The sequence below is a fragment of the Tessaracoccus zhenghani genome (assembly GCF_054552775.1).
The window spans coordinates 2955859-2975149 of sequence record NZ_CM137275.1; the positions used below are offsets into that span (position 1 = coordinate 2955859).

The following is a 19291-nucleotide window of genomic DNA, read 5'->3' on the forward strand; positions in this document are numbered from 1 at the left end:
GCGTGGCTGGGGGTAGCTCAGCCCGTGAGGGCTGGGCAGCTGGGGGGTAGCTGGTGAACCGGCTGGGGGGTTAGCTCAGCCCGTGAGGGCTGGGCAGCTGGGGGGTAGCTGGTGAACCGGCTGTGGGGTTAGCTCAGCCCGTGAGGGCTGGGCAGCTGGGGGGTAGCTGGTGAACCGGCTAGGGGGTAGTTACCAAGTAGCAGGTAACAAGGAGGTAAGCAGGGTAGCTAGCTACCCCGGTAACCAGTTATCAGGTAACAGGTAACAAGGAGGTAAGCAGGGTAGCTAGCTACCCCGGTAACCAGTTACCAGGTAACAGGTAACAAGGAGGTAAGCAGGGTAGCTAGCTACCTGGTGACCCGTTACTGGTTACCAGTTACTAGTTACCTAAGGAACGGCAGCTTTGCGCGGGAATTCCCGACACTCACTGACGAGGCGGGTGTGTCCCTGGAAGGTGCCCGGGAGCTGGGCCGAACCTCCAGGAGCGCGCTGTGAGCACCCCATCTAGTGAGGAATCCAGAGTGAACCTGCCCTGTTTCATGGCTCGGCGAAACGCCCGAGTGACCACTCGATTAGCCGACTCCCTGTCCTTCAGGTGTGGTGCGAGTACCTCGCGTAGCTGGCCACGGTCGGCAACCCATCCGAAGCGTTCCCCACCTAGGTGTTCCGTCTCTGCCATGACATGAGCCTCTAGTCGCTCCGCTGGCGTGAGTAGCTCGTTCCTTGCCTGCCCCCTCAGGAACGCGAAGTCCCTCATGCCGGAGGTGTAGCCGCGTCTTGAGCGCCTACGCATAGCATTCCCCCAGATGCGCCTGAAGCTTGGACCTATCCCGCTCAACCCTGTGGCAGGCTGGGCAGCAGTTGAAGGTGCTGGCCCAGTCCCATGAGGTGGCCCCTGGGATCACGTCTTCCCAAGACAGCGGCACCGTTAGGAACATGAGTGCGGTACGCTCTCCATCCCGCTCTTCGATGCCGTAGCGCGATTCGCACCCCTTGCGTGCCGTGATGGTGGGCCGCTCAATATGACAGCAGCGGCAGGTCCGTTGGGGGTCGTAGTAGAACCGCTCTGATACGTGATCGGCCCAGCCGTCTCGGGCCCAGTCCGGGGCTACGTTATGGGTCATGCTTGCTTCCCTCCGTTGTGGTGAATGGTGATGGTGTTGTCTGCCTGGTAGGAGGGTCTGAGACAGCCCAGCTGAGAGGACTCCGTGAGGAGTCCCGCGTAGATTGCGTGTTCAATGGAGCGGGTTACACGGGCACGCTTGCTTGCTAGGGTCGGCAGGCCATCTCCCAAGAGTTCGGCTAGGTGGTCAAGGGCGCAGCGGCACACGGTCCCACAGTCGGCTACGTGGTAGAACAGCCGGAGCCGCTGGGGTAGGGCGGTATCTTCGGCGCTGGGCCGTCGCGTGGTGCACGCGGGAGACCCTCCCCCGCAGCTCTCAGAGCGCCTCGCAGGCGCGGGGCTAGTATCTGTATGGGTCATGCCCTCTCAGGCCCTCCGAGCTCGACCCCCGCAGCGGCTAGAGCTAGCCCCGGCGCTTGGGTTACCCAGATTCCGGCAGCGTTGAGGGTGAGCCCCTTGTCCCTCAGCTCTGCAGCGGAGAGGCAGCGCCTGCGGTCAGGGCCAGAGCGCTCCCCGTGTTTGCCTGCCCTGTGACGGTCTGCCGCGCTGTTGCCCCCGAAGGATTGGCAGCAGGCGCGGCAGTGCACCGGCCCTGGAGCACTGCAGGTGCGACCCGTGCACCTCACGATGCCGCCCTGGTCGTGAACGCCTGAGCCTTTGGGTTGTAGCCATAGGCCGGGTAGGGATTCGCCAGCGCGTTGAGGTCCTCAAGCTTGATTCGGTGCTGAGCTCTGGCGGCACTCTTGGGGCTGATGTCCATGGTGGGCAGGTCACCTGAGTAGATGCGGCGGTAGATGGTCTTCGTTGACACGCCCAGCGATCGCGCAGCTTGGGTGACAGTGAGCAGGGGATTGGGCGCGATAGCGCCTGCAGGGTGATGGGTCATAGGTGAACCCCTTCCATGGAAGTAGCAGCTCAGAGGTCCACCCGTGATGAGTGTCCTCTGTGCTGCCCTCCGCTACGGACAGGGGCGAAAGCGCACGTCTAGCGTGGTAGCTCTCTACCGGTTTGCTTGGGTTATCCGGTGACCTCCCACGGCCCACCCCGAAGGGTCACCGCAGGCACTGAGCGAACCTGAGGGGCGAGCATCTGGCCAGCCCCGCAGGGGTTACCCCTAGCCCAAGGAGAGGGGAACGGCCAAGACGATAGCGCATGTGGCAGACTCTGTCAAGCTGCGCAGCGGCAGGAGTAAGTGCGCGATGTTGGGTGAGGAACTGCCTTGCATAGCAGCCGCGAGCTCATCATCAGGCACTCCTGTCAACGATTGCCCTTGGACCGGTTGTGCGTGACACACAGCATCTCGCAGTTGTCGAGAGTCGACTCTCCGGCTTTAGACCAAGCCGTGACGTGATCGGCTTCCATCTCGCTCTGCTTGTAGATCCGCGCCTTGTTGTTGTTGCTGCCGACCGCGCACAACGGGCAGTTTGAGGTGCCGTCCTGTTGCGCCTTATCCGTCTGGCGCTTATACGCGGCTCTCTTGATCGGCTCCTCGAACAGGCGGACGTTGAGCAAGCGGGGGTCCTGCTGCTTTCCGAGCAAGTAGGGGTAGATGCCCTTGCGGTCCTTGACTGCTGGGTCGGCTAGTAGTTCCTGCAGGCGTTGATTGATCTCCTCGGGGTTATACGCAGTGCCCTTGTACTGTTCGTATAGAGCACCCCAGTCAAGGCCGCGCATAGCGGGGTCTGGCGGCGCAATGAAGACCGAGTTGATCCACTCGATCACTGTGGTGAAATAGGTTTCGAGCTCGATGATATTCGGGTCGTGTCGGTGGTCAGCCATGTAGCCCTGGATCGTCTGGCCCTTGGCGCTAGACACCCACGAGAGGGCGACCCTCAGCACTTCCTGCCGCTTGGGGTCGCCCTTCACGAAGTGGGACCACTTCTGTTGGTTGGCGTTCTGCGAGTTTGAAAACACCTTCTTGGCTGCCGTGACGAACGCGCCAGAGTAGATCGCATTGTCGACCTCCTGTTGGTTCAGGGGCACACCAGCGATGTTGATGGTCTCGAACCACTCCTTGATCTCCGGCTCGGTGCCACCGCACACGTAGACCAGGAGCTCGCTGTCCATGATCTTGTCCTGGTCCTCCTTGGGAAGCGACGAGAAGGTCTGCTCCTTCCCGTTGCGCAAGACGGCGAACTTCTTAGTCACGAAGCGGCCCACGCTAGTGATGCGCTGCTGACCGTCGAGGACTTCCAGGCGCGGGCCTTCGGCTGCGCCCGTGTCAACGAAGTAAATCAACCCCAGGGGGTACCCCTTCAGCAGAGAATCTATGACAGCCACATCTTTCTTGCCGTCGCCGTAGATATAGTGCCGCTGGTACTCCGGCTGGATCACCAAGTCACCGTTGAGGCCGAAGAGTCCTTTCCCTTCGATCTCGTTGTAGGCGAAGCCCTTAACGACCTCAGCCACCGTGTAGCGCCTCAGTTCGGTCTCCATGCTTCAGTCTTTCTTCGGCTCGGGGTTGCGGTGTCGGATGAAGAGTCGCTTATAGACCCCACGGACGGGGTAGCCAACGTCAAAGTGGGTCCCGGGGCCGAAGGTATCCGTTCGGATGGCCCCGCTGAGCGTGCCTGTGTTGGACTTTTTCCGGACCCCGTCTACGACCCGCTCCTTCTTGTTGTACTTCTTCGTGGGCGGGAAGTCCCCTTCGGTGCTGCCTACGATCTCGAACTGCTCTGGGTTGTACTTGTCGAGGAAGGTGATGGGGACCCCCATCAAATCTGGGTAGTCGCTTGGGATCGCGTCGACGAAGGGTACTTCGATGGCCTCGAAATTGTCGTAGCGCTGATAGCCAAAACCCTTCACTTCCTTATGTCTGCTGAACTTGATGTTGTCCGCCATGCTCATCAGCGGCAACGGCTCGTGGCGACGACCGTGCTCCACATTGGTGAACCAGCAGGCGTTTCCGAGTCTGGTGAAGTTCCCCTTGTATCCCATCTTCTCCGCTTTGAGCCGGTCGCTCTCGGCGATCTCGACATCCTCGGGTACTTCAAAGACCATGTCGGAGGAGTTGGCCGTCGCGCCCTTCCAGAGTCGGTTGGCTTTGATCAGCGGAAAGACTTCACGGTAGGTGATGGCATTCATGTTCCCAACGACGGAAAATTGCTTGTTGCCCTCAGCCAGCCAGACGATGAATGAGCGGAAGAGGCTAAACGGCGGGTTCGTGATCACCATGTCGGCTTCGTCACGAAGGGCAGTGACTTCAGAACTACGGAAATCTCCGTCGCCTTCCAGGTATTCCCACTTCAGATCGTCAATGTCGATGCGGCCATCTCCGGAAACATCTTCCGGCAGGAGCGTGAAGACCCGTCCGCGCTCCAATGACTTCGTCTCATCGTAGGCTGGGCCCTCAATTTCGAAGAGCGTGGGAGTGTAGAAAGCTGCACCAGCGTTGCTGTTCGGCGCATAGCTTGTTGAGATCAGCTTCCTCAGGCCGAAGTCTGCGAAGTGCAGCGCGAAGAACTGGCTCTTCGGACCTGAGCGTGGGGTGAGCGGGGATCGGATGGCGGGCGTGTCGGCGGGGTGAAGGGGGTCGAGGCCCTCAAGAATCGGGGTTACCACACCACCTGATCTTCAAGGACCTCGACGATGCCCGATCCTACTTCCTGCTGCCGTGCCGCGGGCGGCTACTGCCAGCGCTGTGATCTTCTGGTCGGGTTGCCGGGGCTGCATGTGGTTGGCGTCGCCCGCGACGAGGCGGGGCTCAGGATTGAGGTCGAGTCCAGCGCCGACCAGGTGATGGGTTGCCCCGCCTGCGGGGTGATCGCGCATGCGCATGGCCGGCAGCGGGTCGAGTTGATCGACGCGCCGTGTTTCACGGCGCCGGTGAGGTTGTGGTGGCGGAAACGACGATGGCTGTGTCCCGAACCGTCGTGTCCGGTGACCTCGTTCATGGAACAAGACCCCGACGTGGCGCGACCCAGAGCGCGGCTCACCAGACGCGCGACGTCGTGGGCGATCGGGCAGATGCGGCGGGAGAACGCCTCTGTTCAGGGTCTGGCTCGGCAACTCGGCTGCACCTGGAAGACGCTGTGGCGGGCCGTCAAGCCGGTCCTTGAGACCGCCGCCGACGACGAGACCCGCTTCGCCGACGTCACCTCACTGGGCGTCGACGAACACATCTGGCATCACGTCTCCACCAAGCCCGTCGAGCTCGGCGGACGCGGCCCGAAGGAGTTCACCGGCATGGTCGATCTGACACGTGACAAGGACGGACGAGTCCGAGCCCGGCTCCTGGATCTGGTCCCGGGCCGCTCCGGCGAGATCTACACGTCGTGGCTGAAGGACCGCGGCGACGTGTTCCGCAAGGGTGTTGAGATCGCCACGCTGGACCCGTTCCACGGTTACAAGAACGCGATCGACGACCAGTTGGAGGACGCCGTCGCGGTGCTCGACGCGTTCCACGTCGTCAAGCTCGCCACGGCTGCCGTTGATGAGGTCCGCCGCCGCGTCCAGCAAGACATCCACGGACACCGCGGACGCAGAAACGATCCGCTCTACCGGGTCCGCAACGTCCTACGTGCCGGGCAGGAGCACCTCACCGACCGGCAGAAGACCCGGCTCGAGGCGGCGTTCACCGTCGATGACCGGCACGTCGAAGTCGAGGTCGCCTGGCACTGCGCCCAGCACCTGCGTTCGGTCTATCACCAGTCGAGTCCTGCTGACGGGCGTCGGGTAGCGGAGAAGGTCCTCGCCTCGTTCCCGACGTGTCCGATCCCGGAGATCGCCCGCCTGGGCCGCACCCTCAACCGATGGAGAGACGCGTTCCTGGGCTACTTCACCACCGGCGGCGCCAACAACGGCGGCACCGAAGCGATCAATGGCTTGATCGAACTCGCCCGCCGCGTCGCCAGAGGGTTCCGTAACCCCGACAACTACCGCCTCAGAATGCTCCTCATCGGCGGCGGTCTACGCCTCTGACCCCACGCTCAAGTCCGAAGAACCGAAGAACTTGGTGAAATTTGACCACTCAGGATCATCGCACGGCAACAGGATCGTCTTGCCCCTGAAAACGTCTGGGTCATACTCCACATAGGCGTTCATCTCACGTTCGATGTCCGCCCACTGGGTGTAGAACTCATCCTGTTTGGCCGCCTTGGCGGCGGTAAGGTTCGCATTCGCCATCTATCCCTCAAGCCTCCTCGCTCTCGTGAGAACCATAGCGGGAAGCGCTGACGGAGAACTTGGTGCCCTGCGACTTGGGGGAGGTGGCTGTGCGTGGACGCCCCTCGCTCTCTGGAGGACAGCGCCAAGCGGGGTGGGTGTCCTTGAAACGGCCCAGTGGCGTTACTCGCGGGTGACGGCTGGCTTAACCCCGCTCGACTGCAGATCAGGAGCCTGCATGGCCCTGCGCCTCTCGTCGCTCGCCTTCTCCCAAACGTTGATCGCCTTACGCAGTTCCTGCGTGTCGGGAGCGCGGTCCGGCATCTTGAGATGCGTGCACGGGCTCCGGTGCCTGAGGCGCTCCCATGAGCCGTCGGTGCGCGCATACTCTGCGGATACAGGGGAGGCGTTGCCCGTTCGAGCTCCGGCGCCCAGCGGTGCGACCCATGCCCAAGTCAGCTTTCGGCACGTGCTATTGCTGCAGCGAACCCCGATGGGCACCCAGCAATCGATGATGAGGTAGCCCGTCCCTGTCTTGAGTGGCTCTGGCTTGAGTAGCGCCATCACGCCGTGCCTGCTTCCTTGTAAGCCTTGTCGAACTGAGCCATGATCTCACGCCGTCGCTCTGGGAAGTGTCGTGCGTAAACCTGCAGGACCATCTTCATGTCACTCCAGCCCATCAACTCCATGGCTTCGTGCATGGGAGTGTTCTGAACTGCAAGCTGAGTCGCGAAGGAGGCCCGCATGTCATGCTGTCGTGGCACCTTGTAAGTGGCGCGCTCCGCTTCACTGAGCTTCTTCCACTGCCTCCCGCTGGGCAATAGTCCCATTTTCCGCAGTGTCCCCAGATGAGCTTGCCTTGGGCGGGACTCGGTGAGGGGTCCTCCATCCTCGCGCTGGAAGAGGAGAACCTCGGGGAGGCGGGGGTGGGCGCGGACGTACTCCGACAGGATTTCGGCCAACCCCTCGGTCATCGGGACGTCACGCGTAGCCGAGCGTGTCTTGCCCCCCGCTTTCACCTCTGTCCGATAAGTGCCCCCGTCCCGATATCGGGTGACCGAGTTTCGCACGTGGACGATGCGGTTCTCAAGGTCGATGTCTCTACGCAGCAGACCGCGCACCTCTCCGCTTCTGAGTCCTGCAAGCGCGGTTAGTGCCAGCAGCGCCCGGTGCTCCGGGGGCGCTGCTTCGATGTAACGCTTCACGTCGGGGAGTTCGAAGCCGTAGACCTCCTTACGCTCACTCTTCCTAACGCTGGTATCCATCCCGCGTGCAGGGTTACGCGCCAGTGTCGTGAGTTCCGCGTCCATCGCGAAGTCGATCAGTTGCCTGAACAGGGTCCATACGGAGTGCTGCACCTTCTTGCCGTCTGACAAGGCAGTCTCTCTCCACTCGTCAACGTCTGCCCTTGTGATGCTCGCGACCTCCCGGTCCTGGCCCCAGTAGGGGGCTATCCAGATACGCCAATGGGACTCCTGTGTATCGTGATTGCCCTTTGACCACCTGCCGGTTGTGAGCTTCCGACGCGAGAGCCGCTCCCAAACGTCCCCGAGCGCCACATCCCTGGATGCTTCCTGGTACCTGCCAAAGTCCGGGGTCCACGTGCCCGCGTCTATAGCGGCCAATGCTTTGAGCCGGAAAGCGCGCGCGGCCTGCAGCGTGGTGAAGGGGTGCGGGCCCTTGACCTGCCCCAAACCCGGCACGGAGTAGTAGACCCGAAAACTCAGCGTTCCGTCCTTAAGCTCGCGCACCTCAATGCCCGGCTCCTTCTTTGGTTTGCGTGCCATGGTCGGCCCCCTCCTGTGGTGCTCGTTCTTGACAAACTATCCCATAGATATCCCGTATGCGACAGCCCGCAGCCATCAAAATGGTGAATTACCTCGTCAAACGCGTGTCGATGCCACCATGCGCGCTTGTTTCGAATCCAACCGGGGTCGCCAATGAAGTCGCATCTTTCGTCGCGCCTGGCGTCGAGAAGCGCGGGGCCACTCGCTCCAGTCAGCTTCCGTCAGGCCCCTGGCCTGCTGTTCTTCTGCAGGAAGCGCGACACCGCGATGGCCAGCTCCGTCGGGTGCGTGAGCGCGAGATCGTGACCCGCCCCCGAGATGCTGACCGTCTGCACGTCAGGGAAGAGTTCCCGGACCCAGGCCTTGGTCTGGCGGAACATCGGCCCGCTGTCGGTCCCGCCGACGTACAGCACCGGGGCACCCAGGGAAACGGCCTCGTCCGGCCCGTAGCGCCAGGTCAGGAGGGCCGGGATGTCGCGGCCGAAGAACGCCGCCGCGTCGCGCTCGATCCGTTCAACCGACCCCGGCGCCACGGCCGCCGGGGCCAGCGAAGCGAGGTGCAACGCCTCTGCCGCCAGCAGCGGAGGCCGGAACTGCGCTCCCCCCAGCGCAGTCCCGACCGGTTTCCCCCCCAGCGCAGCGGGCTCAGAGCCCGACTGAATCCGCCCCGTGCTCGGCCTGTGCCTGCGAGAATCCCTCGTAGAGCAACTGGTCCACCAGGCCGGAGCGCGAGAATCCGCCCATCTCCAGGTACGACTTCGCCTTCAGCGCCGCCTGCTCCATCCAGTCGACGGTGACGTTGGCCACCCCGTAGAGGGCCTCCTCGGACGTGAAGCCCTCGTATTCGAGCTGGTCCACCAGGCCCGACTCCGAGAAGGCGGTGAACTCGAGGTACGACTCGGCCTTCAGCGCGGCCTGCTCCATCCAGTCGGCGCCGATCGCGTCAGCGGCGAACTCGGCGTCCGCAGTGGCGAAGCCCTCGTACTCGAGCTGGCCGATCAAACCGGTGCGCGAGAACGGGGCGAAGCGGATGTAGTTCTCGGCGCTGACGACCGCCTGGCCCTGGGTGACGCTGAGGCCCGGATCCGCCGGCTCCTCCACCACGGGCTCTTCCACCACGGGCTCCGCCGGCGTCGTCTCAGGGGCGGTTTCGGCCGTGGGCTCGAGTGCTGCCACCTCCGTGGTGGCTGCCGCCGGGGTGGTTTCCTGGAGCGGCTCCGCGGTGGTCTCCTCGACCGGTGCGACAGACGTGGTCTCCGCCGTTGCGCTGACGCTGGCCAAGGGCGCGGCCTGCTCGGTGTCGTCGCCGCCCTTGGGCAGGATGGCGATCAGGCCGATGAGCGCGACCACCGGGATGATGATGCGCTTCTTCGTGTACCAGGGCCGCCGCGCTGCGGCCGTGGTCTGGGTGGCCTGCGCGGCCTGGTCTGCCCACTGCGTCCCGTCCCAGTACCGGGACGAGCCGTCCGGCTGGGTGTACCAGCCGGCTGGATGCTGCTGTGTCATGTTGGTTCCCCCAATGACGATTGATGTGTACGTCATTGACGCTAGAGAGGGGGTCTGACAAAAACTGGGGACCGAAGGAAGATCAGTCGGTGAGTTCGCCGCGCACCAGGGAGTCGCCGGAGTGCGTGGGGGCGTCGTCGAACAGTTCGCGGGAGATGTCGACGATGGTGTAGCCCTCGTCCAACAGTCGCTGCGTCACAGGGAAGCGCTGCTCCCCGTCGGGCTCCAGGATGCCCACCGACACCATCCGCTGAAGGTCTTCGTTGATCAGCCAGACCTCGAAGTAGTCGGCTTCCTTCGCGTCGAACACCGGTGCCTCCACGACAAGGACCAGACCGTCGCCCCCGTCGACCAGGCGGGCGGCGGCAGGCGTGGCGTCGTCGGCGAGGGGGGCGAGTTCTGCGGAGGCCACGGTCACCGGGGCCGCGTCCCGTGACGGGAGCTCCAGCAGTGTGCCGAGGCCGACGCCGACCATGAGGCAGACGGCAGCCGCCAGCACCCAGGGCCATGACCGGGAACGCAGGCCGGACGTGGTGGTGCCGGCGGTGGCCGGTGCGTCGGAGGCCTCGAGGACGCGGGCCCGGAGCCGTGGGGGAGGTGTCGCGGCCAGGCTGGGCGAACCCTGCGCGTCCCTGACCAGCTGCGCGCCCAGGCGGAGATCCGCCACGGCCGAGTTGCAGCGGGGGCACGACGCAAGGTGGGCCGCGTACTGATCCGTTGTGTCATCCTCGGCTAGCGCCAAGGAGAGCAACTGGTCGTTCTCGAGGTGGGTCGTCACGATTGGCTCTCCTTCCAGGCGTCCTTCACGATCAACAAGCCCCGTCGGATGTGGCTCTTCACGGTGCCGACGGGCATCTGCAACCTGTCGGCGATCTCCGCGTGCGTCAGGCCATCGTAGAAGGCCAACTGCAACACTTTCCGCTTCGGATCACCCATGGCGTCCAGTACTGCGGTGACGAGGAGGCGGTCGTCGGCGGGCTGCTCTGTGGTGTCCTCCGTGCTGCTGTAGCGGCGGGCCTCGTCCACGCGACGGTTGTGGCGGGCGCGGGATTCCCAATGGTCCGCCACCCGCCGTCGGGCGATCACCAGCAACCAGGCGGGCAACGCCGTCTCACCGGGAACCAGCGCTGACCTGCTCGACCAAGCGGAGGCGAAGACCTGCTGGGTGACGTCTTCGGCATCCGCATCCGGGGGTGCCACCTTCCGCCGGACGAAGCCGTGGATCAGCGGCGCCCACCGGTCGTACATGGCCGCAAAGGCCTCGCGTGAACCCGCGGCGACATCCCGGCTGAGCATCGCAACGTCATCGGAGTCCACACTGAGAGCCTAGGTCAAGAAACGGGAACTGCGCGGGCGATCACGTTGTTCTGGTACCCGCCACGGTCACGGAGATAGGGGCCGCCGCACGTGACCAGATTGAGGTGGTGCGTCCCGGTGCGGGCGAACAATTGCGCAAGGTCGAGTTCGGCGCGCGGCACGGAGTCAACCGACTCCACGCGGTAGGCATGCTCAACCCCTGTTGCGTCGAGCACGACGATGACCTCACCGGGGGCCAGCCTGCGAAGGTCCGCCAGAGGTCCGATGCCCAGTTCCTTCGAGTCGACGTGGGCCGCGATCACGGTGGCGCCCTGGGTGTCGCCGGGGGCCGGACCGAAGCGGTACCAGCCAGCCTCTGCGGGATCGGGTGGCAGGGCCATCAGGCCGATGTCGTCGACGCCCTGAGGTGAGACCGGCATGTCGATCTTCAGGGAGGGGATCATCATCCGGGTCGGTGACGGCCGGGTGGTGGCAGCCGCGAGTCCTGCCGAACTGGTGCCGACCTGATCAGCCGGTGTGGAGGCAGGCGAGGGGGCTGAGGTCGGCGGGGCGGGGGACTGCGGGGGAGACGTGTCGGGCGCTTCCGATGAAACGGCCGGGGACGGGGACGAGGTCGCGAGGGCCGGCGCGGTGGAGGGCGGGACCCCTTGGGCGACCGGCCCGCCGCAGGCGGTGATCGCCGTGAGAGCGATCACCGCTGCGACTCCGAAGGCGGGGCGCCGTCGGTCAGGGCTCATGATGGTCAGTTGACCAGGGCGCGCCTGCGCACCAGTACCACACCGGTGCCTGCCGCCAGGAGTGCTGCCACGGCGAGGAGGGCGGCGGAGTTGGTGGCGTCCGCAGCAGCGGCCTGTCCACCGGTGCCGCCGGGAACGCCGCCGGGGGCGCTGTGGAGACCGTCGATCACCTGGACGGCGAGCCCCAGGTTGGCGTCTGCCGCACTGCCCCAGGCGTAGACGATGGTGTTGGCGCCCTCAGCGATGTTCACATCCGCCGGGCCGATCGCCACGGTGTCGGTGCCGGTGAGCACCACGTCGGCAGACACGGTGCCGGCCGCGAGGTCGGCCTTCATCTCGTCAGGGTTGGCGAGGTTGCTGAAGGCCACGGTGCCGTTGGCGCGCACGTCGACGGCAGGTGCCGCTGCGGTGTGGCGGACGGTGAGGCGTCCTTCTCCGGCGGCGGTGGCGGAGACGTCGTTGACGAAGGGCGTGAGCATGGGCTTGCCGTCGGCGTCGAGGTGGGCCACGACGGTGATGTTGGCGCCCCCGGGAACGGTGACGTCGTTGGCCTCGATGGCGGCCTCCCCGTCGGCACCGGCACCGGCGGCGGTGACCTTGAGGTCGTAGGAACCGGCCGGCAACTGCACGGCGTCGGTGAGGGTGCCGGGCGCGAAATTGGTCAGAAGGGAATTGCCGTTGGCGTAGACGTCCACCGTGAGGCCGGGCACGCCGTGGAGGATGTGGACGGTTGCTTCGTGCTCGTCTGCGGCTGCCATGTTCGGGGCAACCGCGCAGGCCAGTGCCAGCGGTAGCGCCGCGGCGAAGATTCGTGCTCGCATGATGGATCCTTTCGGTCCGGGCCCTGAGGCCGGCGCAGCGCGGCTTTCGTGCTACTGCCCCCTTAGTCCGCCTGGGACCGGTCCGTGGATGCACCTTGTTCAATGTTTTTTTAAGGTTGGTCTGATCGCTGCCCATGGAGGGGCACCCCGGAGATTAATCCCACACCTTGGTAGTAATATCTCCGGCATGCAAGATATCTCGCTCAGCCCCAAGTCCAGCTGCGGTTGCGGCGGCCACGACGAAGCCCTCCCGGAGCTCGACGCCCGCACCATCCCGCACGCCATCCGTCACGCCGCCATCCACGGCGTCGTCGACTCGTTGCAGCCCGGCACCGCTTTCGTGCTCGTCGCACCGCACGACCCGATCCCGCTCATCGCCCAGATCCAGCAGCGTCACGGGCAGGACGTCGCCGTCAGCTACGTGCAGCAGGGCCCCGACGCCTGGAAGCTCAAGCTCGCGCGCTCCTGATCGTGACAACCTCGGGTACAGCTGACCGGACGTCCCGGGCCACACGGGACATCGGTCAGCGCACGAAGAACTGGCGGGTGGCGATGGTCGCCCTCGCCGGTTTTTCGCTGTTGGCGGGGCTCAACGCCGGGCTGTTGCGGCTCGGCGTCTGGGCGCCCGTTGATTCAGACCGGCTGGCAGACCTCCACGGCCCGGTCATGGTGCTCGGCTTCATGGGGACCCTCATCTCCCTGGAGCGGGCGCAGGCGCTGCGGCAGGCGTGGGCCTATCTCGCCCCCGCGCTCTTCGGCCTGGGGTCGGTCACCCTGCTCGTCGGCGCCCCCATCGGGTTGGGCAAACTCCTCCTCTTCGACGGGGGCCTGGCCTTCCTCGCGCTCACCATCGCGCTGTGGCTGCGGGCCCCGCTCTCGCTGGTGGCCGCACAGGCCTTCGGCGCGCTGTTCGTCGCGCTCTTCACAGGCCTGTGGCTGGTGGCGGAGATCGCCCCGTTGCTGCCGCTGCTCGCCGCCTTCCTCATCATCACCATCGCTTCAGAGCGCGCCGAACTGGCCCAGCTCACCATGGGCCGCCGCGCCATCCCCACCCTGCTCGCCCTCGGCACGCTGATCGGCGGTGGCGCCACCCTCAGCCTGGTCTTCCCCGACACCGGTGCCCGGATCGTCGGCCTCGGCTGCCTGCTCACCGCGCTGTGGCTGTTCCGCGACGACGTGGGCCGCCGCTTCGTGCGCAGCACCGGGCTCCGGCGGTTCAACGCCGCCTCGCTGCTGGCCGGCAACCTGTGGCTCGCCGTCGCCGGCGTCGTGTGGCTCGTCGTCGGCCAGCCCACCTCCAGCGGCACCTACGACGCCGTCATCCACGGGGTCTTCCTGGGCTTCGGGCTGGCCATGATCATGGCGCACGCCCCCATCATCTTCCCGGCCGTCATCGGGCGGCCGCTCCCGTATCGTTCGTCCATGTGGGCCCCGCTCGTCGTGCTCAACGTGGGCATGGTCCTGCGCCTCAGCGGGGGGCTGGCGGGCATCCAACCCCTCTACCGAACCGGAGGCATCCTCACCGTGCTGGCACTCCTGATCTTCGCCGTGACCGTCGTGGTGTCGGTGGTGCGTTCATGAGGGGGCGCCGGTCGCTGCGCGACTTCACCCTGCTGGTCTGGCTGGTCGGCGCCGTCGTCATCGCGCTGGTGCATCGCTGGGTGCCCGAATCCACCTGGCTGATGGTGCACCTCGTCGGGCTCGGCGCCATCACCCACTCGGTCATGGTGTGGAGCGCCCACTTCACCGCAGCCCTGCTCAAGACCCGGCCGGACGACAAAGCCAGGAAGGTCGCCGATGTGCGGTTGGGCCTCCTCGCCGTCGGCGCGCTGGCGGTGTTCGTCGGGGTGCCGACCACGCAGTGGTGGCTGGTGCTCATCGGCGCGGTGGCCGTGTCGACGGCGGTGCTGTGGCACGCCTGGACCCTCATCCGCGACCTGAAGCGCGCGCTCCCCGGGCGCTTCCGGATCAGCATCCGCTACTACGTGGTGGCCGCGCTCTGCGTGCCGGTAGGAGCCGGCTTCGGCGCCGCGCTCGCCTGGGGTCTGGGCGACCGCTGGCATGCCAACCTCCTCGTCGCCCACACCATGACGATGATCCTGGGCTGGGTGGGCTTGACACTGGTGGGCACCCTCGTCACCTTCTGGCCAACGGTGCTGCGCACCCGGATGGACCACCGCGCGGAGCGCCTCGCCCGCCAGACGCTGCCCATCCTGCTGGGCGGTCTGGCCGTGATCATCGCCGGCTCGTTGACGGGGCTGCGGCCCGTCGCCGCCGTCGGCATCGCGGGATACGCCGTCGGGCTCCTGTGGTTCGGGCGCTGCCTCGTGGCCCCCACCAGAAAGCGGCCCCCGCGCGAGTTCGCCTCCGCGTCGATCCTGGCTGCCTGCGTCTGGGCGTGCGTCGCGCTGGTCGCCACGGCGGTGCACGTGTGGCGCGCCGACGACATCGCGCTCGCCACGGACTACCCGCTGCTCGCCGGCATCTGGGTGGTGGGCTTCCTCCTGCAACTGGTCACCGGTGCGCTGAGCTACCTCCTGCCGTCGGTACTCGGCGGCGGCCCGCGCGTGGTCCGGGCGGGCGCTGCTTACTTCGACCGCTGGGCCACCGCCCGGCTGGTCGTCATCAACGGCGGCCTGCTGCTGTTCCTGCTGCCGCTGCCCAGCTGGGTGAAGGTGACGGTCTCCAGCGCCGTGCTGGTGGCGTTGGCGCTGTTCATCCCGCTGATGGTGCTGGGCATCCGGGCGTCGGTGAAGGAGAAGAGGGCCGCCATGGCCGGCCTCGAACCCTCGCTGCCCGCAGAGCGGCCCAACGCGCTGACCGGCAGCGGCCTGGTGGCCGGCGTCGCCGCGCTGGCCGTCGTGGTTTCGCTCGGGTTCGGAATGGACCCCGGAGCGGCCGGCATCGTCCCCCCGGGCACCACGACGCAGGCGGTGGCGCCCACCGGCGAGACCGTCCGCGTGGCGGTCACCGCGCACGACATGCGCTTCGAACCCGCCAGCATCCAGGTGGACCCGGGCGACCGGGTCATCATCGAGCTCACCAACCTGGACGACACCAACGTGCACGACCTCATGGTGGGCGACGTCCGCAGCCCCCGGCTCGCCGCAGGGGAGACGGCGGAGCTGGACCTGGGCGTGGTCGGGCAGAGCATCGAGGGTTGGTGCACCGTCGTCGGCCACCGGCAGATGGGGATGACGTTCGACGTCGTCGTCGGCGACACCGCTCCCGAGCCGGCCGCCACTCCCGGCGACGGTCACGCGGTCCACCAACCCGCCGCAGGCAACCCCGAGGCGGAGTTGGGCCACATCGTCGACCCCGTCGCGCCGGAGCTGACAGACGAAACCGTCCGCCGCTACGAGTTCCGCGTCACGGAGGAGCCCCTCGAGGTGGCCCCCGGCCTGTGGCAGCGCAGGTGGACGTTCAACGGGCAGAGCGTCGGCCCCACCCTGCGGGGCACGGTGGGCGACACCTTCGAGATCACCCTCATCAACGACGGCACGATGGGCCACTCGATCGATTTCCACGCAGGCGCGGTCGCGCCCGATGCGCCGATGCGGACCATCGCGCCCGGCGAGAGCCTCGTGTACCGCTTCACGGCGGAGCGGGCCGGAGCCTGGCTCTACCACTGCTCCACCATGCCCATGAGCGCCCACATCGCCGCCGGCATGCACGGCACCGTGATCATCGAACCGGAGGAGGGCTGGCCCGCGGTGGACCGTGAATACGTGGTGGTCCAGTCCGAGGTCTTCGCCGACGACGCCGCCACCGCAGACGAGGCCACCGAGATCAACCCGGACCGCGTGCTCGCCGAGCAGCCGGACCGGGTGGTGTTCAACGGCATCGCCAACCAGTACGACCAGCGGCAGTTCGAGGCGAAGGTGGGGGAGAAGGTGCGCTTCTTCGTGGTCGACGCCGGGCCCAACCGGGCGTCGAGCTTCCACATCGTGGGCGGCCAGTTCGACACCGTCTACCGCGAGGGTGGCTACCTGCTGCGCGACGGCGAGGACGCCTTCGGCAACACCGGAGGCGGGGCCCAGGTGTTGGCGCTCCAGCCGGCCGAGGGCGGTTTCGTAGAGATCACCTTCAACGAGGCGGGGCACTACCCGGTGGTCAGCCACATCATGGTCGACGCGGAGCGCGGCGCCCACGGCATCGTCGAGGTCACGGACTGAAGACGCATCCGAACTCCACGCTTTCAGGCTGCCGAGAGCTCCGTGTCGTCGCCCAGCGACTCGCCGGCGACAGCGGGGACGCCGCCCAGGTCCACGAGGAAGCCACCGGGGAACTCCTCCGACAACAGATCAGCCAACCGGCGCGCGGTGCGGGAGCGGGCGTCGCGTTCGGCGTCCGCCGACACCGGCTCCAGCGGGTCCGTGCCGTGCAGCATCGCGCCCAGGTGGTCGTCAAGGATGGGATGGCCGCCGAGCGCGTCCATGTCGCCGAAGACGTCGAGTTCCGCACGCACCACCTCAACGGCCGGCAGGAGCGCCTCGGGGTTCGAGGTCAGCAGGGTGGCGCGGGTGCCCAGGGCGGGGAAGGTGGCCTCGTAGGGGAGCAGCGACATGGTGGTGTCCGTTCTGTTCGTCGGTGAATACAACCAAACCGGAGCTTTCTGTGCACATCCTGTGAGGCGTCTGGCAGGTCGGTGTGACCGGTTCCACTGCCCGATCTGGCCCCACGGGGGCACCTGAAGGTGAGCAATCCGAGGTCGCCGGTTAGGATCGATGCGTTACCTAGGAAGGGAATCGTCGTGTCCGAAGCCGGCCTGCAGGCAGCACGCCAGAAGATGATTGATGCCGGGGTACCCACTCCGGCCATTGAGGTGTTCACGCGCTTCTACCATCTGCTCGAATCCGGTGAGACCGGTGTCATCCGAGAGGACACGATCGAGCCGCTGCTCGACCCGCCGATGCTGACGGACGTGGACATCACCGACGCCGAGGCCCGCGACGCCATCGGCAAGACGGTCATCATCAAGCTCAACGGTGGCCTCGGCACCTCCATGGGCCTCGACAAGGCCAAGACCCTCCTCCCCGTGCGCGACGGGCTCAACTTCCTGGACCTCATCGTCCGCCAGGTGCTCGCCGCCCGCGAGCGCTACGACGCGCGCCTCCCGCTGCTCCTGATGAACTCGTTCCGCACCGACGACGACACCCTGGCGCACCTGAGCCGCTACCCCGAACTCCCCGTCGAGGAACTGCCGCTGAGCTTCGTGCAGAACCAGGAGCCCAAGCTCCGCGCCGACGACCTCACGCCGGTGTCATGGCCCGCAGACCCGTCGCTCGAATGGTGCCCGCCCGGCCACGGCGACCTGTACCCGGCGCTGGAGGGCTCCGGCGTGCTCGACGCGCTGCTCGAGGCCGGCTTCCGCTACGCCTGCGTCTCCAACGGCGACAACCTGGGCGCGGCCCCGAACGCCACCATCGCCGGCTGGTTCGCCAAGTCCGGCGCCCCGTACGCCGCAGAGCTGTGCCGCCGAACCATCAACGACAAGAAGGGCGGCCACCTCGCCGTCCGCAAGGCCGACGGGCAGCTGATCCTGCGCGACACCGCACAGACCGCGCCGGAGGAGATGGACTTCTTCACCGACGAGCACCGCCACCCGTTCTTCCACACCAACAACCTCTGGTTCGACCTGCAGGTACTGAAGGACACCCTCGTCGAGCGCGGCTCGGTGCTGGGGCTGCCCCTCATCCGCAACGAGAAGACGGTGGACCCGACGGATTCGTCGTCGACACCGGTCATCCAGGTGGAGTCAGCCATGGGCGCCGCGATCCAGGTGTTCGAGGGCGCCACCGCCATCTGCGTCGGCCGCGACCGCTTCCTCCCGGTCAAGACCACCAACGAACTGCTGCTGCTCCGCTCGGACGTCTACAACCTGACCGACGAGGGCAAGCTCATCGCCTGCACGGATGCCTCGCCGGAGATCAACCTGGACTCGCGCTACTACAAGACGGTGCAGAAGTTCGCCGAGCGCATCCCGTCGGCGCCGTCGCTGCGCAAAGCCAGGTCGTTCCGTGTGGAGGGCGACTACACCTTCGGGGCCGGCGTCGTCGTCACGGGCGACGTCACCCTGGCGGATCCGGGCGACAGCCGCACGGTCGCGGACGGTGCCCGGCTTGACGGCTGACCCGCTCGCGCGTGCCCTCGCCCTGGCGCTGACGGGGGAGGAACTCCCCGTCGGGTCTGTCGCAACGTTGGCCGAGGAACTGGCCGCACTGGGCTTCACCCCTGAGCGGCTGTCCGCACTCCGCCACGAGGCCCAGGCGGCGGAGCGCGTCTGGCCGTTCCCGGTGCCGCTGGACGTGCGACGCGAGGTGGGCTTCGCTCGCTTCGACGCGGCGTTGGCCACCGGCCGCCAGCAGTTGGGTCTGACCGGTCTGGTCGCGAGCCGGCCTGCGGAGCGGCCCCTGAACCGCGACGAACAACGCCTCGTTCAGGACCGGCCGCCGCACTGGTGAGCCGGGCCGGGACATGGGAAGGGGCGCCTCCGGAAGGAGGCGCCCCTTTCGTGTCCGTCGAGGTCAGAGGGTGCGGGCGCGGATGGCGTCGCGGATCTCCTCGAGCAGTTCCTCGGACTTGGTGATCGTGGGCGCCTCCGCCGCGGAACGGTCGAAGCGCTCCTTGGCCCTGGTGTACGGCAGCACGACGCCGAAGTAGACCACCGCGGCGATGATGACGAACGCCAGCAGCGCGGTCAGGAACGCGCCGACCGAGACGCCGCCCGGCTTGAAGTTCGAGAAGTCCGGGGTGCCGCCCAGGAGGCCCAGCACGTCCATGAACATCGCGGTGAACGACTCGATGACGGTGGCGAACGCGGCGCCGATGACGAATGCGATGGCCAACTCGATGAGGTTGCCACGCATCAGGAATTCTTTGAAGCCCTTCATAGCT

At 66.4% G+C, this 19291-nt stretch carries 19 protein-coding genes; 6 read left to right on the top strand and 13 right to left on the bottom strand.

The annotated features are described in order from the left end of the window. Window positions 1-1745: 1745 nt before the first annotated feature. The 3 genes from ACX1DX_RS13820 to ACX1DX_RS13830 form a co-directional block, all read right to left on the bottom strand. Window positions 1746-2009 carry a helix-turn-helix domain-containing protein gene (locus ACX1DX_RS13820; protein ID WP_459397051.1) on the bottom strand — a complete coding sequence of 88 codons (264 nt, stop codon included), beginning with the start codon at window positions 2007-2009 and terminating at the stop codon, window positions 1746-1748. 371 nt (window positions 2010-2380) lie between these two features. Further along, window positions 2381-3559, bottom strand: coding sequence for a GmrSD restriction endonuclease domain-containing protein (locus ACX1DX_RS13825; protein ID WP_459397052.1), 1179 nt, complete (start codon window positions 3557-3559; stop codon window positions 2381-2383). A gap of 3 nt (window positions 3560-3562) precedes the next feature. Beyond that, window positions 3563-4684: an adenine-specific methyltransferase EcoRI family protein gene (locus ACX1DX_RS13830; RefSeq protein WP_459397053.1), complete on the bottom strand. Its 1122-nt coding sequence runs from the start codon at window positions 4682-4684 to the stop codon at window positions 3563-3565. Between the two features lie 27 nt (window positions 4685-4711). Here ACX1DX_RS13830 and ACX1DX_RS13835 point away from each other — a divergent pair, with 27 nt between their 5' ends. Beyond that, window positions 4712-6043, top strand: a complete 1332-nt coding sequence (locus ACX1DX_RS13835; RefSeq protein WP_459397054.1) for an ISL3 family transposase — start codon at window positions 4712-4714, stop codon at window positions 6041-6043. Here the strand turns inward: ACX1DX_RS13835 and ACX1DX_RS13840 are convergent. The 8 genes from ACX1DX_RS13840 to ACX1DX_RS13875 all read right to left on the bottom strand — a co-directional run bounded on the left by ACX1DX_RS13840 (window position 6032) and on the right by ACX1DX_RS13875 (window position 12394). Beyond that, window positions 6032-6247 (bottom strand): adenine-specific methyltransferase EcoRI family protein, encoded by a 216-nt coding sequence (locus ACX1DX_RS13840; protein ID WP_459397055.1) that lies wholly within the window; start codon window positions 6245-6247, stop codon window positions 6032-6034. The two genes, ACX1DX_RS13835 and ACX1DX_RS13840, sit on opposite strands and share 12 nt — an antisense overlap. Before the next feature lie 542 nt (window positions 6248-6789). After that, complete coding sequence (locus ACX1DX_RS13845; protein ID WP_459397056.1) at window positions 6790-8013, bottom strand: tyrosine-type recombinase/integrase; 1224 nt, start codon at window positions 8011-8013, stop codon at window positions 6790-6792. A gap of 221 nt (window positions 8014-8234) precedes the next feature. After that, window positions 8235-8576: an alpha/beta fold hydrolase gene (locus ACX1DX_RS13850; protein WP_459397057.1), complete on the bottom strand. Its 342-nt coding sequence runs from the start codon at window positions 8574-8576 to the stop codon at window positions 8235-8237. Between the two features lie 82 nt (window positions 8577-8658). Next, complete coding sequence (locus ACX1DX_RS13855; protein ID WP_459397058.1) at window positions 8659-9519, bottom strand: Ltp family lipoprotein; 861 nt, start codon at window positions 9517-9519, stop codon at window positions 8659-8661. Window positions 9520-9601: 82 nt separating this feature from the next. Continuing rightward, on the bottom strand, window positions 9602-10297 hold the full coding sequence (locus ACX1DX_RS13860) for an anti-sigma factor domain-containing protein (RefSeq protein ID WP_459397059.1): 696 nt from the start codon (window positions 10295-10297) through the stop codon (window positions 9602-9604). Further along, on the bottom strand, window positions 10294-10836 hold the full coding sequence (locus tag ACX1DX_RS13865; RefSeq protein WP_182762308.1) for an RNA polymerase sigma factor: 543 nt from the start codon (window positions 10834-10836) through the stop codon (window positions 10294-10296). Before ACX1DX_RS13865 ends, ACX1DX_RS13860 begins: the two co-directional genes overlap by 4 nt. 14 nt (window positions 10837-10850) lie before the next feature. Then, window positions 10851-11255 (bottom strand): class F sortase, encoded by a 405-nt coding sequence (locus ACX1DX_RS13870; protein WP_459397060.1) that lies wholly within the window; start codon window positions 11253-11255, stop codon window positions 10851-10853. Window positions 11256-11578: 323 nt separating this feature from the next. Continuing rightward, entirely contained in the window at window positions 11579-12394 is an 816-nt protein-coding gene (locus tag ACX1DX_RS13875) for a DUF4397 domain-containing protein (RefSeq protein ID WP_459397061.1), read from the bottom strand. A 187-nt stretch (window positions 12395-12581) separates the two neighbouring features. Between ACX1DX_RS13875 and ACX1DX_RS13880 the strand changes: the two genes are divergently transcribed. The 3 genes from ACX1DX_RS13880 (at window position 12582) to ACX1DX_RS13890 (ending at window position 16569) form a co-directional block, all read left to right on the top strand. Beyond that, the gene (locus ACX1DX_RS13880; protein WP_076060138.1) at window positions 12582-12863 is read left to right on the top strand and encodes a DUF2249 domain-containing protein; all 282 of its coding nucleotides are present in this window, start codon (window positions 12582-12584) and stop codon (window positions 12861-12863) included. A gap of 83 nt (window positions 12864-12946) precedes the next feature. Next, on the top strand, window positions 12947-13975 hold the full coding sequence (locus ACX1DX_RS13885) for a DUF8744 domain-containing protein (RefSeq protein ID WP_459398223.1): 1029 nt from the start codon (window positions 12947-12949) through the stop codon (window positions 13973-13975). Beyond that, window positions 13972-16569, top strand: a complete 2598-nt coding sequence (locus ACX1DX_RS13890; protein ID WP_459397062.1) for a multicopper oxidase domain-containing protein — start codon at window positions 13972-13974, stop codon at window positions 16567-16569. Before ACX1DX_RS13885 ends, ACX1DX_RS13890 begins: the two co-directional genes overlap by 4 nt. 23 nt (window positions 16570-16592) lie before the next feature. On the opposite strand, the gene ACX1DX_RS13895 is transcribed toward ACX1DX_RS13890, so the two are convergent. Next, entirely contained in the window at window positions 16593-16961 is a 369-nt protein-coding gene (locus ACX1DX_RS13895; protein WP_076060131.1) for a hypothetical protein, read from the bottom strand. 186 nt (window positions 16962-17147) lie between these two features. Between ACX1DX_RS13895 and ACX1DX_RS13900 the strand changes: the two genes are divergently transcribed. After that, window positions 17148-18527, top strand: coding sequence for a UTP--glucose-1-phosphate uridylyltransferase (locus tag ACX1DX_RS13900; RefSeq protein WP_459397063.1), 1380 nt, complete (start codon window positions 17148-17150; stop codon window positions 18525-18527). Beyond that, window positions 18517-18858: a hypothetical protein gene (locus tag ACX1DX_RS13905; protein ID WP_459397064.1), complete on the top strand. Its 342-nt coding sequence runs from the start codon at window positions 18517-18519 to the stop codon at window positions 18856-18858. The genes ACX1DX_RS13900 and ACX1DX_RS13905 overlap by 11 nt, the downstream gene beginning before the upstream one ends. 63 nt (window positions 18859-18921) lie before the next feature. Here ACX1DX_RS13905 and mscL read toward each other — a convergent pair whose 3' ends face one another. Beyond that, window positions 18922-19287: a large conductance mechanosensitive channel protein MscL gene (gene mscL / locus ACX1DX_RS13910; RefSeq protein WP_076060123.1), complete on the bottom strand. Its 366-nt coding sequence runs from the start codon at window positions 19285-19287 to the stop codon at window positions 18922-18924. Window positions 19288-19291: the final 4 nt, after the last annotated feature.

Excerpts from the sequence above, each read along its gene's own strand:
- ACX1DX_RS13820 (WP_459397051.1), bottom strand. The coding sequence starts at position 2,009 with ATGACCCATCACCCTGCAGGCGCTATCGCGCCCAATCCCCTGCTCACT.
- ACX1DX_RS13890 (WP_459397062.1), top strand. The coding sequence starts at position 13,972 with ATGAGGGGGCGCCGGTCGCTGCGCGACTTCACCCTGCTGGTCTGGCTG.
- ACX1DX_RS13825 (WP_459397052.1), bottom strand. The coding sequence starts at position 3,559 with ATGGAGACCGAACTGAGGCGCTACACGGTGGCTGAGGTCGTTAAGGGC.
- ACX1DX_RS13840 (WP_459397055.1), bottom strand. The coding sequence starts at position 6,247 with ATGGCGAATGCGAACCTTACCGCCGCCAAGGCGGCCAAACAGGATGAG.
- ACX1DX_RS13870 (WP_459397060.1), bottom strand. The coding sequence starts at position 11,255 with ATGCCGGTCTCACCTCAGGGCGTCGACGACATCGGCCTGATGGCCCTG.
- ACX1DX_RS13885 (WP_459398223.1), top strand. The coding sequence starts at position 12,947 with ATGGTCGCCCTCGCCGGTTTTTCGCTGTTGGCGGGGCTCAACGCCGGG.
- ACX1DX_RS13835 (WP_459397054.1), top strand. The coding sequence starts at position 4,712 with ATGCCCGATCCTACTTCCTGCTGCCGTGCCGCGGGCGGCTACTGCCAG.
- ACX1DX_RS13895 (WP_076060131.1), bottom strand. The coding sequence starts at position 16,961 with ATGTCGCTGCTCCCCTACGAGGCCACCTTCCCCGCCCTGGGCACCCGC.
- ACX1DX_RS13845 (WP_459397056.1), bottom strand. The coding sequence starts at position 8,013 with ATGGCACGCAAACCAAAGAAGGAGCCGGGCATTGAGGTGCGCGAGCTT.
- ACX1DX_RS13855 (WP_459397058.1), bottom strand. The coding sequence starts at position 9,519 with ATGACACAGCAGCATCCAGCCGGCTGGTACACCCAGCCGGACGGCTCG.
- mscL (WP_076060123.1), bottom strand. The coding sequence starts at position 19,287 with ATGAAGGGCTTCAAAGAATTCCTGATGCGTGGCAACCTCATCGAGTTG.
- ACX1DX_RS13875 (WP_459397061.1), bottom strand. The coding sequence starts at position 12,394 with ATGCGAGCACGAATCTTCGCCGCGGCGCTACCGCTGGCACTGGCCTGC.
- ACX1DX_RS13880 (WP_076060138.1), top strand. The coding sequence starts at position 12,582 with ATGCAAGATATCTCGCTCAGCCCCAAGTCCAGCTGCGGTTGCGGCGGC.